At 66.2% G+C, this 13277-nt stretch carries 14 protein-coding genes; 8 read left to right on the top strand and 6 right to left on the bottom strand.

The window, feature by feature from the left end:
• Positions 1 to 233 precede the first annotated feature (233 nt).
• The 4 genes from WCL10_RS15805 to WCL10_RS15820 all read right to left on the bottom strand — a co-directional run bounded on the left by WCL10_RS15805 (position 234) and on the right by WCL10_RS15820 (position 5847).
• The gene (locus WCL10_RS15805) at positions 234 to 2012 is read right to left on the bottom strand and encodes a TolC family protein (RefSeq protein ID WP_336896630.1); all 1779 of its coding nucleotides are present in this window, start codon (positions 2010 to 2012) and stop codon (positions 234 to 236) included.
• Between the two features lie 41 nt (positions 2013 to 2053).
• The gene (locus WCL10_RS15810) at positions 2054 to 3403 is read right to left on the bottom strand and encodes an HlyD family type I secretion periplasmic adaptor subunit (RefSeq protein WP_336896631.1); all 1350 of its coding nucleotides are present in this window, start codon (positions 3401 to 3403) and stop codon (positions 2054 to 2056) included.
• Positions 3400 to 5199, bottom strand: coding sequence for a type I secretion system permease/ATPase (locus WCL10_RS15815; RefSeq protein WP_336896632.1), 1800 nt, complete (start codon positions 5197 to 5199; stop codon positions 3400 to 3402). The genes WCL10_RS15810 and WCL10_RS15815 overlap by 4 nt, the downstream gene beginning before the upstream one ends.
• Before the next feature lie 237 nt (positions 5200 to 5436).
• On the bottom strand, positions 5437 to 5847 hold the full coding sequence (locus WCL10_RS15820) for a hypothetical protein (protein WP_336896633.1): 411 nt from the start codon (positions 5845 to 5847) through the stop codon (positions 5437 to 5439).
• Between the two features lie 181 nt (positions 5848 to 6028).
• On the opposite strand from WCL10_RS15820, the gene WCL10_RS15825 reads away from it, so the two are divergent.
• Entirely contained in the window at positions 6029 to 6469 is a 441-nt protein-coding gene (locus WCL10_RS15825) for a protocatechuate 4,5-dioxygenase subunit alpha (protein WP_336896634.1), read from the top strand.
• The gene (locus WCL10_RS15830) at positions 6469 to 7311 is read left to right on the top strand and encodes a class III extradiol dioxygenase family protein (protein WP_336896635.1); all 843 of its coding nucleotides are present in this window, start codon (positions 6469 to 6471) and stop codon (positions 7309 to 7311) included. Before WCL10_RS15825 ends, WCL10_RS15830 begins: the two co-directional genes overlap by 1 nt.
• Before the next feature lie 24 nt (positions 7312 to 7335).
• Here WCL10_RS15830 and WCL10_RS15835 read toward each other — a convergent pair whose 3' ends face one another.
• Together WCL10_RS15835 and WCL10_RS15840 are read right to left on the bottom strand one after the other, a co-directional pair.
• Complete coding sequence (locus WCL10_RS15835) at positions 7336 to 7962, bottom strand: response regulator transcription factor (RefSeq protein ID WP_336896636.1); 627 nt, start codon at positions 7960 to 7962, stop codon at positions 7336 to 7338.
• The gene (locus tag WCL10_RS15840) at positions 7962 to 9542 is read right to left on the bottom strand and encodes a histidine kinase (protein ID WP_336896637.1); all 1581 of its coding nucleotides are present in this window, start codon (positions 9540 to 9542) and stop codon (positions 7962 to 7964) included. Before WCL10_RS15840 ends, WCL10_RS15835 begins: the two co-directional genes overlap by 1 nt.
• Positions 9543 to 9783: 241 nt before the next feature.
• Here WCL10_RS15840 and WCL10_RS15845 point away from each other — a divergent pair, with 241 nt between their 5' ends.
• The 6 genes from WCL10_RS15845 to rpsG all read left to right on the top strand — a co-directional run bounded on the left by WCL10_RS15845 (position 9784) and on the right by rpsG (position 13205).
• Positions 9784 to 10395: a helix-turn-helix transcriptional regulator gene (locus WCL10_RS15845; RefSeq protein ID WP_336896638.1), complete on the top strand. Its 612-nt coding sequence runs from the start codon at positions 9784 to 9786 to the stop codon at positions 10393 to 10395.
• A 72-nt stretch (positions 10396 to 10467) separates the two neighbouring features.
• Positions 10468 to 10842, top strand: a complete 375-nt coding sequence (locus tag WCL10_RS15850) for a hypothetical protein (RefSeq protein WP_336896639.1) — start codon at positions 10468 to 10470, stop codon at positions 10840 to 10842.
• 38 nt (positions 10843 to 10880) lie between these two features.
• On the top strand, positions 10881 to 11327 hold the full coding sequence (locus WCL10_RS15855; RefSeq protein ID WP_336896640.1) for a hypothetical protein: 447 nt from the start codon (positions 10881 to 10883) through the stop codon (positions 11325 to 11327).
• The gene (locus tag WCL10_RS15860) at positions 11324 to 11905 is read left to right on the top strand and encodes a winged helix DNA-binding protein (RefSeq protein WP_336896641.1); all 582 of its coding nucleotides are present in this window, start codon (positions 11324 to 11326) and stop codon (positions 11903 to 11905) included. Before WCL10_RS15855 ends, WCL10_RS15860 begins: the two co-directional genes overlap by 4 nt.
• A 388-nt stretch (positions 11906 to 12293) precedes the next feature.
• A complete protein-coding gene (gene rpsL / locus WCL10_RS15865; RefSeq protein ID WP_054121067.1) occupies positions 12294 to 12665 on the top strand; it encodes a 30S ribosomal protein S12 in 372 nt (123 codons plus the stop codon).
• Positions 12666 to 12734: 69 nt separating this feature from the next.
• Complete coding sequence (gene rpsG / locus WCL10_RS15870) at positions 12735 to 13205, top strand: 30S ribosomal protein S7 (protein WP_336896642.1); 471 nt, start codon at positions 12735 to 12737, stop codon at positions 13203 to 13205.
• Positions 13206 to 13277 lie beyond the last annotated feature (72 nt).

Below are 13277 nucleotides of genomic sequence, written 5' to 3' on the forward strand. Positions count from 1 at the left end.
GCTATGGCCATGGCCCGTATGGCCGTGCCCGTCATGGTCCCCGCCCGGGGGCGAGGCTGCCTCGGAATTCGGGCCGGATGCGGGGCTGGCGGCGGCTGCGGCGGAACCGTCGTCGCTGAATTCGGAGCTGCTGCCCTGAGTCGCGTTGCTGTCCATTGGCGCGCCGCTACTCCTCCCGCTTCGCACTTGCGAGTACTATTTTCTCATGGCCTCGGGCGGCCGGATTTCTGCCGTCATTTCGGGGGATTGGCAGGGGGCGGGCTGGCAGGAGAAAGGGCCGGTGCGACCAGCTTGTCGGCTGGCAGGATCACGATGGGCGCCGCGGTGCGCGTGCCCGCCGGATCGCGCACCGGGCGCGGTCCCGTCCCGCCGATCGCTGCCGCGCGATCGAGGCTGCGCACCACCGGGGTCAGCACCGGCATGTCGCCGTTGTGAAGCACTTTGCCAAGGTGGCGCCCGGCGTCGTAGCGCGCGGCATTGGGCATGAGCCAGGCCTGTTCCAGCGCGCCCGCTGCCGCCAGTACGCGCGCCTTGGCGATGTAGGCGTTGGCAATCGCGGTGTTTGAGTTGCTGCGTGCCACAAGGAGTTCGCGCGCCAGATCGAGCACATCGAGCGTGGTGATGAGCCCGGCGCGCTGCTGCAGGATTGCGCCTTCATAGGCCTTGCGCGCAGATCCTTCCGCATCGCGGTAGCTGGCGATCGCGGCCTGCTGCGCCTGCCAGTCGTTCCACGAGGCAGCAAGGCTGGCACGGCTTTCGCGCAGCGAGGCATCGAGCAGGCGCCAGTCGGCATCGTTGGCGGCCATCGCCTCGCTCACCCGAGCGCGGCGCAGACCGCTTTCGAAGATCGGCCCTGAAATGATGAACTGCCCGCGCCATTCCTTGGTGCGAAGGTTGTCGTTATAGGCGCTCTGTGTTCCGTAATTGCCGCTGCCCTGAAAATCGATGCGCGGCATGAGATCGGCCTTGGCCGCTGCCACGCTGGCACGCGAAACCTTCTCCCGCGCTTGGGCTGCCAGCACCACCGGGCTGTGCGTTTCGGAAAAGGCATAAGCCTCCTCGAGCTGGCGCACCGGCAGCTGGAGCGGATTGGGCGGGACAAGCTCGCCCGCAGGAACGCCGACCATGCGAAGGAAGGTCGCCTCGCTCGAGGCGGCGTCGCGCTGCGCTGAATAGACCTGCGCCTGCCCGAGCGAGACGCGCGTGGCGATCTGCTGCACGTCGGTTGCGGTTACCTCGCGTACCGCCAGCCTCGCCTTGTTGTCCGAGAGCTGCCGTTCAAGCGCGGCGAGGTTGTCCTTGGCGATCGTGACCGAGGCCCGGTCGCGCAGCACGCCGATATAGGCGGCAATGGCGTCAAGCAGCGCCTGCTGTTCGGTCGAGCGCAGCACTTGCCGCTGGAATTCGAGCTGCGCCGCCGAGTTTCGTTCCTGCGACGCGTTGCGTCCGAAGGTGAACAGCGGCTGGGTCAAGATGGCGGAGGCCGTCGTGGTCCACCCCTGGGCGATCGTCGAACCGCCACGAAACCGCTCGAAGCTGTCACGCTGCCAGGTTGTGGCCAGGCTGTAGTTCAGTTTCGGGCCGTAACCCGCGCGCGCCTGCGCCACGCGGTAATCATAGCTCCGCACCGTTGACCGCTGCGCCAGCAGCGAGGGGGAGGTCCAGTACGCGAGGCGCAGCGCATCGGTCAGCGAGGTGACGGGGGTGCCGCTTTCCGCGAGCTCGGCCACGTCTGCCGGAGTTTCGTCGGGCAGATCCGGGCGCACCGCGATGCGGTCGGCATCGTCAACAGCGGCATCGTCTTCACCCCCGCCGTCGGCTCGGGCATCGCCCCGGTCGCGTGCGCTGTCTGGATCGTCGGTGCCATAACTGCCGGTCTGGGGGGTGCTATCGAGCGGACCTTGCATCGGCGCGGCGGCGGACTGCGGATCGGCCAGCCTGTCCTGTGCAAGAACCGGCGGTGCCGCAATGCAGGCGGCGCAAGCGGCCAGCAGGCATGAGCGCAAAGACATCTTTGTGTGCAGGGGCAGGGCGGGGGGCATCACCGGGCCGCTCAGTTGTCGCGGAACGAGCGCATGAACTGGTCCATCAGCGGCTTCGTCAGGTAGGAGAGCATCGAGCGGTTGCCCGTCTCGATATAGACCTCGGCCGGCATGCCGCTGCGCAGCGCCAGGCCCTCCTTCTTCACCGCTGCCAGATCGACCTCGATCCGCACCATGTAGAAGGCCTGCCTGGCTTCGGCATTCTCGCTCCGGTCGGTCGCGACATAGGTCACGTGGCCGAGGATTTCCGGCGTGGTCGGCCGGTTGAATGAACTGAAGCGCACGCGTGCAGGTTGGCCCTTCATCACCTGATCGATGTCGGTCGGGCTGATCATCGCCTCGACCACGAAGACATCGCGGTCCGGAACGATTTCCATGATCGGTTCGGCCGGGCGCACCACGTCGCCGATTGCGGCGAAGGCGATCTTCTCGATCGTGCCGGTATAGGGCGCGCGGATTTCGCTGCGGTCCTGCTGGTCCGAGGCGGCAACGCTGCGCAGTTGCTGCTGATTGAGCGCGGTGTTGACCTGCGCCAGCTCGGTCCCCGCCTGCACGCGCCGTGTCTGGCCGAGCTGGATCGACTGTTCCTGCGCCTCGGTGATCCGGGCGCGGGCCTGCGCGATCTGCGCCTGCAGCGAGCCGACATTGCCATCGAGATCTACTGCGGTGCGTTCCAGCTGATTCAGCCGGTTGATCGTAACGAGCTGCTTGTCCCACAAGTCCTTCACACCCTGCCGCTCGGGCTCGATCAGCTTGCGCTGCTGCTTGAGCGCGGCCATCTGGCTTTCCAGCCCGCGGATTTCCTCGTTGTATTGCAGGACACGCGCGGCCAGCTGGGCGCGAAGGCCCGCTTCCTCGCTCTGGCGGATCGAGAACAGGCGCGCTTCGTCGGCCATGGCCTTGGCCGCGCTGGGATTGGCCGAGCCGGTCAGCTGCGCCGGGAACACGATCTTGCCCGAACCCAGCCGCTCCGCTTCCAGCCGCGCCTTCTGCGCGAGGAGCTGTTCGACCGTGAGGTTGGAATATGTCGCGTCCGCGCCGGTCACCCGGTCGTCGAGCCGCATCAGCAATTGGCCCTGCTTCACGTGCTCGCCGTTGCGCACAAAGATCGCCTTGATCACGCCGCCGGTGGGATGCGCGATTCGCTTGACCCGCGATTCCACGCCGACCGAGCCGCCGCCGATGACGGCGCCGCCCATTGGCAGGACCGCAGCGAGCACCAGGAGCAGCAGAAACAGTCCGCCGACCGTCATCAGCAGCCGCCGCAGCAGGACCGGTGCCTTGGCCTTGTCCCCGCCTTCCTCGCCGAACGCCGGCAGCAGCTGGCGCGCGCTATCGGGAATGGTGGTCGGCATGTTCATGCGTTTGCTTCCCTGTTGCCCTGCGGCGTACCCGGCTTGCCGCCCGCCGCGCGCGCTGCGGCTTCAGCCTGCGCCTGAGCTGTCGGTGTGTTGGGCGGCTGGACTTGCGGGTTCTGCGCCTGCATCCGCTGCATTACCTCGTCACGCGGACCAAAATCCGAAAGACGACCACCGTTGATGACGGCAAGGTGGGTTGAAGGGCCGAGCGTGGCCGGGCGATGCGTGATCATGATGACAATGCCGCCGCGAGCGCGAACCCCGGCAACGGCGTTTGCCAGCGCGGCATCGCCCGCCGCGTCGAGATTGGAGTTGGCCTCGTCGAGCACGAGCAGGAAGGGATCGCCATAAAGCGCGCGAGCGAGGCCGACACGTTGGCGCTGCCCGGCCGAAAGCTCGACCGCACCGGCCGAGACCGGCGTTTCATAGCCGTCCGGAAGCGCAAGGATCACTTCGTGCATGCCCGCAGCCTTGGCCGCAGCCATGATAGCGTCCGATGTTGCCTCGGGATCGAAGCGCGCGATGTTCTGGCCGATCGTGCCGTCCACCAGATCGACCGTCTGGGGCACGTAGCCGAAATAGCTGCCCAGCGTTTCCGGTTCCCACTGGTCGAGAGTCGCGCCGTCGAGCCGCACTTCGCCGCGGTTGGGTTTCCAGATGCCGAGGATCGCTCGCACCAGTGTCGTCTTGCCCGCCGCGCTCGGCCCGATCACCGCCAGCACTTGCCCCGGGGTCAGCGTCAACGACACGCCCGAGAGTGTGAAGCGCTGGGTACCCGGCGGCGCGACCCAAATGTCGCGGATCGAAAGCTCGGCCGATGGGCGCTCAAGTGTCACGCCGCGGGCCTGCGGCTTGCGGAAGGTCGACACGGCTTGCGCGATGCGGCCCCAGCCGTTGCGCGCCGCAACGAGGCCCTTCCAGTTCGCGATGGCCTGATCGACCGGCGCCAACGCGCGGCCCGAGAGCACCGACGAGGCAAGGATCACGCCGCCGCTGGCCTGACCGTCGATCACGAGGAGCGCACCGACCGAGAGAATCAGCGACTGCAGCAGCATGCGGAACGCCTTGCTCGCCCCGCCGAGCCGCGAAACAGTGCGCGAAAGATAGGACTGCGCCTCGATGAAGTTGGTTTCCCAACCGGCGGTGCGTGCCACCAGCCGCTCCTGCATGCCCATGGCGAGCGCGCTTTCGGCGAAGCGGATTTCCGATAGCGCGGCGGCCGAGCGGCGGCCGGTGATATTGGCAAGCTCGCGCGATCCTGCCTGTGTGCGCCGGTTCGAGATGATCGCTATGGCCGCCATCACGAACACCCCGGCCAGCGCGGTCAGCCCCAGCCACCAGTGCAGTGCGAAGAGCACGATTAGGAACATGATCACCCATGGCAGATCGATCAGGGCGACCGGTCCTTGCCCGGCGAGGAAGGTGTGAACGGAATCGAGGTCACGCGTGAACTGAAGGCCGTCGCCCTTGTCCGCTCCGGCGCGCAAGGGGCGGGTCACGGTGGCATAGTGCACCGCCTCGAACAGGTCGTCGTGCACGCCGTTGGCGATGCCCAGCAGCGCTTCGGCACGGATCGCCTCGAAAACCGACTGGAAAGCATAGATGAGCAGCAGCATGCCGAACAGGCCGATCAGCGTCGGCACACTTTTGCTTGGCAACACCGAATCGTAGACCAACAGCATGTAGGCCGAGCCGGCGAATACCAGCACGTTGAGCATCACGCTGGCGATTGCGACAAGGATAAGCCCGCTGCGATAACGCCGCGTGAAAAGCTGCAAGAATTGACGATCGATGCTCATACCACTCCTGACGGCCGGCGGTTAACCGATCGGACCCGTCCCATCAAGAGCGAATGCATGCTCAAACCTCCAGGATGGGGATAGTCCACTCTTTTCAAACACCCTGGTAAAAAACTCCATTAAGACAGTGCTTAAGGAGTATGCTGTGATCGACGCTGAAACCAAACTGGATCGCCCGGTGCGCCTATGCCAAGCCCTACCCAGGCACACACCCAGAGCTTGAAGCCAATCACCGCTTCAGACGGGACGAGGCGCGTCCCGGATTGGCTGCGCCTCAACAGGAGAAGCAGGAGGCAAAAGTTGGCGGTGCGGAGCGAGGCGCAGCGCGTCGGACAGCTCGATCACGACCGTGATGGCCCGCGCCTCTTCCGGGGTGAGGCCGGCAAAATCGGGGAGGAAGGCGCGTGCCGCCTGGATTAGATTGCCCGGACTTCGCTCCAGTTCGGAGCGGTATTGCGCAAGGCTCATGCAGCCGTCGATCGCTGCCCAGTCGATGCCGCCCGGCCCCGGGCGCTGATGGAACGCCCAGAGCGCCTGGATCGCCTGCTCCACCGCCAGGCGGGCAAGTTCGCCCGCCGCACCGGGCGAGGCGCGTGCCTTGAGTTTCTGGCGATAGCGGCGTTGCCGCTCGGCGTTGGATAGGGCCATGCCGGGGCCTATCACCCCGCGCATCGCCGCCGTGCAATCCGCAACACCCCGTTACGTAACCTTGCGTAGCGGCGCGGTCAGGGTCTGGAAGTGTATTGACCTCGGTCAATTTCGCGGCCCAGGGCGCATGCTAGGCCCATAATGCCGGGGCCGTTCCGGCGGTGTTGCGGGAGACGAGGCCATGGCGCCGGTGCCAAACACGCAGGCGGACCGCCGCGCGCTGCGGCGCGCGATACCCGGTACCGCTCTGTTCGACGGGGAGCTTGCCCAGCGCGGCTTCGCACTCAACGCGATGTGCTATTCGTTCAACGACGCGGCCAACCGCGCGGCTTTCCTTGCCGACGAGGAGGGCTATTGCCGCAGCTTCGGCCTTGGTTCCGAGCAGCGCGCCGCAGTCGCTGCGCGCGATGTCCCGGCCATGCTCGCTGCAGGCGGCAACGTCTATTATCTCGCCAAACTGGCCGGCATTTTCGGGCTAAACGTGCAGGATCTCGGCGCGCTCCAGACCGGGCGCAGCGTGGCGGATTTCAAAGCTATGCTGCTGGCGGCACGCAGCGGAGTCGATCCCGCGCTTGGAGGGCTGCATCTCGGCTTAGCGGCGCGCCGACGGGAGCATGCGTGATGGCTGATATTGTCGGCGGATATTTCACCAGCCACGTCCCCGCGATCGGCGGGGCGATCCAGCGCGGCGAGCAGGAGGCGGACTACTGGAAGCCCTTCTTCGACGGCTTCCCGCCGGTGCGCCGCTGGCTTGCCGATGCCGCCCCGGATGTCGCAGTCGTGTTCTACAACGATCACGGGCTCAACTTCTTTCTCGATGCCATGCCGACCTTCGCGGTGGGCGCCGCAGCGGCGTACCACAATGCTGACGAGGGCTGGGGTTTGCCGGTCTACAAGAGCTTCACCGGCCATCCCAACCTTTCATGGCACCTGATCGAGGCGCTGGTGGAGGCCGAATTCGACATCACGACATGCCAGAAGATGCAGGTCGATCACGCGCTCTCGATTCCCTTTGAACTGGCCTGGCCGGACGTCGAAGCCTGGCCGGTGAAGCTTGTGCCGGTTGCGATCAACACCGTGCAGTTCCCGCTCCCTTCGCCGCCCCGCTGCCTCGCGCTGGGGCGGGCGGTGGGCGCGGCGCTGCGCAGCTGGCCGGGGACCGAGCGCATCGTGGTCATGGGCACGGGTGGGCTTTCGCACCAGCTCGAAGGCAGTCGTGCCGGGTTCATCAATCCCGATTACGACCGCTTCTGCCTCGATCACCTTGCCGCCGACCCTGCCGCGCTTACTGCGCATTCGGCCGAGGAAGTGGCCGAACTCGCCGGCACGCAGGGGGTGGAGATCCTCAACTGGATCGCCGCTCGCGGGGCACTGGGCGATGCGCCGCTAGCCATGGTCATGCGCAACTACCATGTGCCGATCAGCAACACGGCGGCCGCAACGGTGGTGCTGGAGCCGGCCTGAGCCTGTGTGGCCCGGCGCGCAGGCTCAGTCGGCCGGATCGTTCACCGCGAGGAGCGCGAGCTCCGTCCGGTTCTCGATGCCCAGCTTCTGATACATCGCGTGGAGGTAGACCTTCACCGTGCCTTCGCCGATGCCGAGTTCGCCGCCGATATCCCGGTTGCGCATGCCGCGCGCCACAAGCCGGGCGATGCGCCGCTCGCGCTGGTTGAGCCGCTCGAGCGGCCCGCCGGTCTCGGCGCTGAGCGAGAGGTCGAGCGCGCGCTGTAGCAGCGCGGCATCGACTGCCTTGCCACCGGCATGCACTTTTTCCAGCACGTCGATCAGCTCGCCCTCGGCGCCGTCCTTGCAGACGATCCCCTCGACCCCGGCGCGCATTACCGCCAGCAGCTGGCGATCGCTGATCCCCGCCGTCAGCAGCACAATCGCCCGCCGGTCGCCTCTCGCGCGGAGCGCTTCCAGCGTCTGCACGCCGTTCATGCCGGGCATATTGATGTCGAGCAGCACGATCGCAGGATCATGCATGGCGATGGCGGCAAGCGTCTCCTCGCCGCTCGCCGTTGCGGCGACAATCTGGAAGCGGCTGCCTCTGAGCACCGCTTCTACGCCCGCACGGATGAAGCCGTGGTCGTCGGCTACCAGGACAGGAATCATCAGGCAATCCTATTCGGGAGGGCGATCTCGAGCAAGACGCCAGGGTCGCTATGGCAGATCGAAAGCGTGCCGCCCAGAGCCTCTACACGCTCGCTGATCGATCGGGGGCGGGGGGCCGGATCGGCCTTGGGAAAGCCGTTGCCGTCGTCGGCGATGCGCAAGGACAGCGCGGCGCCTTGACGGCCTACCGAGACGACGACCTCGCGGCATTGTCCGTGCCGGGCGGCATTGGCCACGGCCTCGCGCAGCACTTGCCGCAGTTCGTAGGCAAGGCCGATCGAGATAGGCAGCGGCCTAACCTGGCAATCGAGCCGCACCGCGATATGCCAGTGCTGGCCCATCTCGCCGAGCAGCGTTTCGATCTCTTCGGCTAGGTCGGTTCGCCGGTCGCCCTCCTCGCCGCGGCGCAAGCGCTGGATCATCGCGCGCAGTTCGCCCTGCTCGCGGCGCAAGGCCGACTTGAGGTCGTTGATCTCGTCGGTGGGGTCGAGCCCCTCGCGGATCCAGCGGGTCAGCGCCTCGAGCCGGAACAGCGTACCGGCGAGGAACTGGGCCACGCTGTCGTGCAGGTCGCGCGCGAGCGTGTCGCGCAGCGATGCCGCCGAGGCGGCCTGGGCCAGTTCGGCTAGGCCCTCGCGGTCGAGTTCGCTGCTGAGGTGCCGGCCAATGGCCTCGACCATCGGCAAGTCGTCGGTGCACATGTCGGGAATGCCCCAGATCAGCAGCTGTCCCGGCCCGGCGGCGGTCTCGAAGGTGACCAGGATGCCTTCCTCTACGCCGCAGTGCACCGCCAGCGGCGCCTCCACCGGACCCGGCACGGCTATAGGGTGGGCACTGGCGCGACTCACGATCCGGCGTCCGCGCCGCAGATCGATCAGCGCGGCCCGGTCCGGCTCAGCCTGCCCGTCCTCGAGCGCATCGGGGCCAAGCCGGTCCATGATCACGGCATAACCGGAATCGCGCAGAACCTCGGTCCAGGGCTCTTCCGCGCGCGCCACCGCAATCGCCGCCCCGCTTGCCTGAAGCGTGGCGCGTGCGAATGTCAGCGTGTCGACGAGAATGGCGGTGCGCCGCTCGCCCGGTGTGCCGGGGGTGCGCGGCATCGGCACAGCGCGTGCGGTGCGCTGTTCGCCGCTGAGCCAGACCATCATGATCGAGAGCACACCGAGGTACATCAGCCGCCGCCCGTAGCGGTAGGGCTCGATCGGCATGCCCAGTGCGAACAGGCCCGCGCCCACGATCAGGTTGAGCGCGACCAGCGCGATCGAAGTCCAGGCTACCGCCGACCAGCCCCAGCGCAAGGTTGCGCTGATCAGCAGGAAGGCAGTGAGCGACATGAAGGGGCTGTTGAAATCGCCCTTGCTCGCCACGGAGAAGTAGGCCGCGCCGACCAGGGCGACCGTGTCGATCACATGGACCGTCGGGGCGAGGCGGAATTCCCACCACCAGCTGCGCCAGGCCACCACGATCATCGCGGTCGCGCCCGCAAGGTAGATGGCGAGCGCGAGGTAGATCGCGCTGAAGGGCGGCCGAGGGGCCGACGGATCGATCAGAAGAGCGAGGATGAAGACGAGAGCCATAGCGGCACGGCTGGTCGCGAGAACCTTACCTGTTCGCCTTGCGAACATTCTCCGCCGCTTCACGTGCCTTCTCTCCGCGTAAATGCGTGTTTAACCAATGTTAGGAAATGTGTGACTTTTCTTGTCTCGCGCCATTCCGGATCGCACCAGACTTCGGATGATCACTTGTCCTTGCGGAGAATGCATTATTCCTCCACTTTTACCGCCGCAATGGCGTTTTCAAGCTTTCCGGTAGGACAACATGGATGAATCGGACCAATCTGTCGCATCGCTGCCCGCAAGGGCGGCCGATTCGGCATTGCAAAAGGCCGGTTCCGCCGCAGCGCTACTCGCTTCGCTGACCGCGAAGCAGCGCGCCGTGCTCGACCTTCTGATCGACCATCGGACCTCCAAGGAGATTTCCCGCATCCTAGGGATATCCCATCACACGGTGGACCAGCGCATCATGCTGGCCCGCGCCAAGTTCGGCGTCGCCACCCGCGCGGAGGTGGCGCAAGCCTATCGTCGCCTCATCGCAGCGCACTCAGAAAACGCCTCCATATACGCACAACCCGTATACGACTTTTCCGACGTCGCGCCGTTGCCGGTTTTCCCGCACGATCTAGGCCGGGAAGACGCTGCGGTTTGGAGCCGGTCTTTGCCCGCCCGCCGTGAAGCCCTGGCAAGGGCTGTGCTTCACAGCGACGAGGCCTTGACCGAACCCTACCACCGTGTCCTCCCGGAGATGTTCGACGGGTCGTACGGAACAATTGTAAGGCTGGGCACGATAGCGATCCTGGCCATGTTCCTGATACTGGTTGTGATGGGCGGGCTGGCGTTGTTCACGCAGCTTTCGCAGATCATCGCGCACTGACTCGGCGCGACCTCTCCTCGTACTTGCTTCAAGTTGAGCCCGTGGGGGGGCTCGAGGGTAGGAGACACTGCAATGACCGCTTTCACCGACACGCCCACACCCGACATGCCGATTTCGGTGGCGCAGCAGCGCATCGCGCGCGATCTGCACCTGGCCGAGGCCGCACTGGATGAGGCGTTGGTGAGACAGGCTCGGCTTCTTGAGACGATGGTCGGTGCCCGGCGTGGAACCGGGGTAGCCCCGTTCCTTGGCCAGGATGCCCTGATGCGCCTCGTCAAGAGCCAGCAGGCCATGCTCGATGCCGGCGGCGAACTGGCCCGTGTCCACGGCCGACTCAGTGGGATCGCGGCCGAGACCTGCGGCGGCAACGATGCCTGTCCGCCTGCGGCGATCATTGCCGGTGACGACAGGACCGCAATGGACGAGCCGGCGGCGCGGGCGGCCTGAGGCCGGCCACGGCCGCATGAATGGGATCCCGACGTGCCATGACCTGGCTCTGGATTCTTCGCATCGCGCTGATCGCCACCGTGTTGTTCGCGGCCCGCAAGGGAGACGAGCCCGAGCGGCTGGTGGCAATAGTGCTGCTCTCCACATTCCTGCTGGATGTGGGCAATCATATGCTGTTCGGCGATCCGGCCTGGTACACGGTCAACCCGGGACACCTGGTGATCGACAGCTGGGCTTTCTTCACTCTGCTTTGGGTGGCGCTCTACGCCAATCGCGGCTGGCCGCTGTGGGTTTCGGCCTCGCAGGTGCTGGTCGTGATGGGCCACGTCGCCAAGCTGGGGGAAGTGGAGATGGTTCGCCGCGCCTATTGGACAATGACGCAAATGCCATTTCTGTTTCAACTTGTCGTTCTGGCGATCGGTACGGGCGCGCATGTCGAGCGCCAACGGCGGATCGGCCGCTATCACTCGTGGCGGCTCGCATGAGCGGGCGAACAATCCGCCGCGCCGAGCGCGGCCGGCGCCGCGCTTCGCTTCGCCGCATCGCCGTCAGCACGCCGGGCGAACCACTCGCCGGGCCCGATCCAGTCGCCATCGCTGGACCACTTTCCCAGCCGGAGGGCGCTGCCGTCCTCGATCCGAAGCGGGTCCCTGCGCGGATCCCGTCCGATGCGCTCCTCACGTTCGCGCGGGAAAGCTATGCGATCCGCCGCCGGCGCGGGCGCTACCTGCCTGCGGACTTGTTTGGCGAGCCCACCTGGGACATCCTGCTCGATCTCTACGTGGCAACGCGGGAAAACCGGCCGGTGCCAACCACCAGTGCCTGTATCGGTGCGCATGTGCCGCCGACCACTGCGCTGCGCTGGCTGCGCATTCTTGAAGCGCGCGGTCTTGTCGAGCGCGAGGAGGACGGCCGCGACGGGCGGCGGACTTTCGTTCGGCTGACCGGCCGCGGGCTGACGGCGATGGAGGACTGGCTCCAGATGGCGATCGCTACGCTGGGCAATACCTTCGGTGCGATCCTGCAGCACGCGGCGCCGCCGATGGCCGAGGCCGCCGAATAGTCCGGGCTCGAGGCCCGTCGGCGGCATGATGCTTGACCGGCGGGCCGATCCGGCATAAGGGCGCCCCAACCGGAGCGGCCCAACCGCCCTTCGGCCCATTAGAGCTGAACATTGCCGGTGCGAGGCAAGGTGGGCCCGGAATGGCGGAAATGTCCGTCGTTCCAAGGGTCCCTCTTGTGTTTGGCCCAGTCTCCCGAATCGCGGGGTCAGGGCCGGGCAGTCCCGTCAGCCGTCAAAGTAACCCGGTGGCGTCTTGCCCCGGGTGGAGCGTTTTCAGCTCATGCAGCGCTGCGGTGCGGCCCTCTTCGCGGGCCCGCCCTTTGCTGGATGAGATGCAAAGCCTTCACCTTGGACCGGCCGCGCCCGCAAACAAGGTGAAGAGTCCTTCATGCCGACAATCAACCAGCTGGTCCGCAAGGGCCGCGAACCGCAGAAGACCAAGTCCAAGGTCCCTGCGATGGAGCAGAACCCGCAGAAGCGCGGCGTTTGCACCCGCGTCTACACGACGACCCCGAAGAAGCCCAACTCGGCGCTGCGCAAGGTGGCCAAGATCCGCCTGACCAACAGCCGCGAGGTCATCTCGTACATCCCGGGCGAAGGACACAACCTGCAGGAGCACTCGGTGGTGCTGATCCGTGGCGGCCGCGTTCGCGACCTTCCCGGCGTTCGCTACCATGTGCTGCGCGGCGTGCTCGATACCCAGGGTGTCAAGGACCGCAAGCAGTCGCGTTCGAAGTACGGCGCCAAGCGTCCGAAGTAAGTTTCATCTGGGATCGGAGCCGAACGGCTGGCCCTGAAGTGGCCGCCGCGCTCCGAAGGAGTACAAGCTATGTCTCGTCGTCGTCGTCCCGAGAAGCGGGAGATCCTGCCGGATCCGAAGTTCAACGATCAGATTCTCTCGAAGTTCATGAACAACCTCATGCTCGATGGGAAGAAGTCGGTCGCGGAAAGCATCGTCTATGGTGCCATGGAAACCATGCAGACCCGCGCCAAGTCGGATCCGATTCAGCTGTTCCATGATGCGCTCAACAACGTTAAGCCGCAGATTGAAGTCCGCAGCCGCCGTGTTGGTGGTGCGACTTATCAGGTCCCCGTCGAAGTGCGCCCCGAGCGCGCCCAGGCGCTTGCGATCCGCTGGCTGATCACTGCTGCGCGCAACCGCAGCGAGACCACGATGTCGGCGCGCCTTTCGGCCGAGCTGCTCGATGCCGCCAACAACCGCGGCAACGCGGTCAAGAAGCGGGAAGATACGCATCGCATGGCCGACGCCAACCGCGCCTTCAGCCACTATCGCTGGTAATCCGGCGCCAATATCCAGCGCTGGCAATCCGGCACTGGTGAGGGGCGCTGCCCAAGGGGGCGGCTGGTCAAG

Source organism: Novosphingobium sp., from assembly GCF_037133355.1.
GTDB lineage: Bacteria > Pseudomonadota > Alphaproteobacteria > Sphingomonadales > Sphingomonadaceae > Novosphingobium.

What these genes read in the sequence shown, in the direction of transcription:
- WCL10_RS15835 (WP_336896636.1), bottom strand. Translation starts at nt 7,962, where the DNA reads ATGATTCCTGTCCTGGTAGCCGACGACCACGGCTTCATCCGTGCGGGC.
- WCL10_RS15830 (WP_336896635.1), top strand. Translation starts at nt 6,469, where the DNA reads ATGGCTGATATTGTCGGCGGATATTTCACCAGCCACGTCCCCGCGATC.
- WCL10_RS15850 (WP_336896639.1), top strand. Translation starts at nt 10,468, where the DNA reads ATGACCGCTTTCACCGACACGCCCACACCCGACATGCCGATTTCGGTG.
- WCL10_RS15820 (WP_336896633.1), bottom strand. Translation starts at nt 5,847, where the DNA reads ATGGCCCTATCCAACGCCGAGCGGCAACGCCGCTATCGCCAGAAACTC.
- WCL10_RS15825 (WP_336896634.1), top strand. Translation starts at nt 6,029, where the DNA reads ATGGCGCCGGTGCCAAACACGCAGGCGGACCGCCGCGCGCTGCGGCGC.
- rpsG (WP_336896642.1), top strand. Translation starts at nt 12,735, where the DNA reads ATGTCTCGTCGTCGTCGTCCCGAGAAGCGGGAGATCCTGCCGGATCCG.
- WCL10_RS15860 (WP_336896641.1), top strand. Translation starts at nt 11,324, where the DNA reads ATGAGCGGGCGAACAATCCGCCGCGCCGAGCGCGGCCGGCGCCGCGCT.
- WCL10_RS15855 (WP_336896640.1), top strand. Translation starts at nt 10,881, where the DNA reads ATGACCTGGCTCTGGATTCTTCGCATCGCGCTGATCGCCACCGTGTTG.
- rpsL (WP_054121067.1), top strand. Translation starts at nt 12,294, where the DNA reads ATGCCGACAATCAACCAGCTGGTCCGCAAGGGCCGCGAACCGCAGAAG.
- WCL10_RS15805 (WP_336896630.1), bottom strand. Translation starts at nt 2,012, where the DNA reads ATGTCTTTGCGCTCATGCCTGCTGGCCGCTTGCGCCGCCTGCATTGCG.
- WCL10_RS15815 (WP_336896632.1), bottom strand. Translation starts at nt 5,199, where the DNA reads ATGAGCATCGATCGTCAATTCTTGCAGCTTTTCACGCGGCGTTATCGC.
- WCL10_RS15810 (WP_336896631.1), bottom strand. Translation starts at nt 3,403, where the DNA reads ATGAACATGCCGACCACCATTCCCGATAGCGCGCGCCAGCTGCTGCCG.
- WCL10_RS15845 (WP_336896638.1), top strand. Translation starts at nt 9,784, where the DNA reads ATGGATGAATCGGACCAATCTGTCGCATCGCTGCCCGCAAGGGCGGCC.
- WCL10_RS15840 (WP_336896637.1), bottom strand. Translation starts at nt 9,542, where the DNA reads ATGGCTCTCGTCTTCATCCTCGCTCTTCTGATCGATCCGTCGGCCCCT.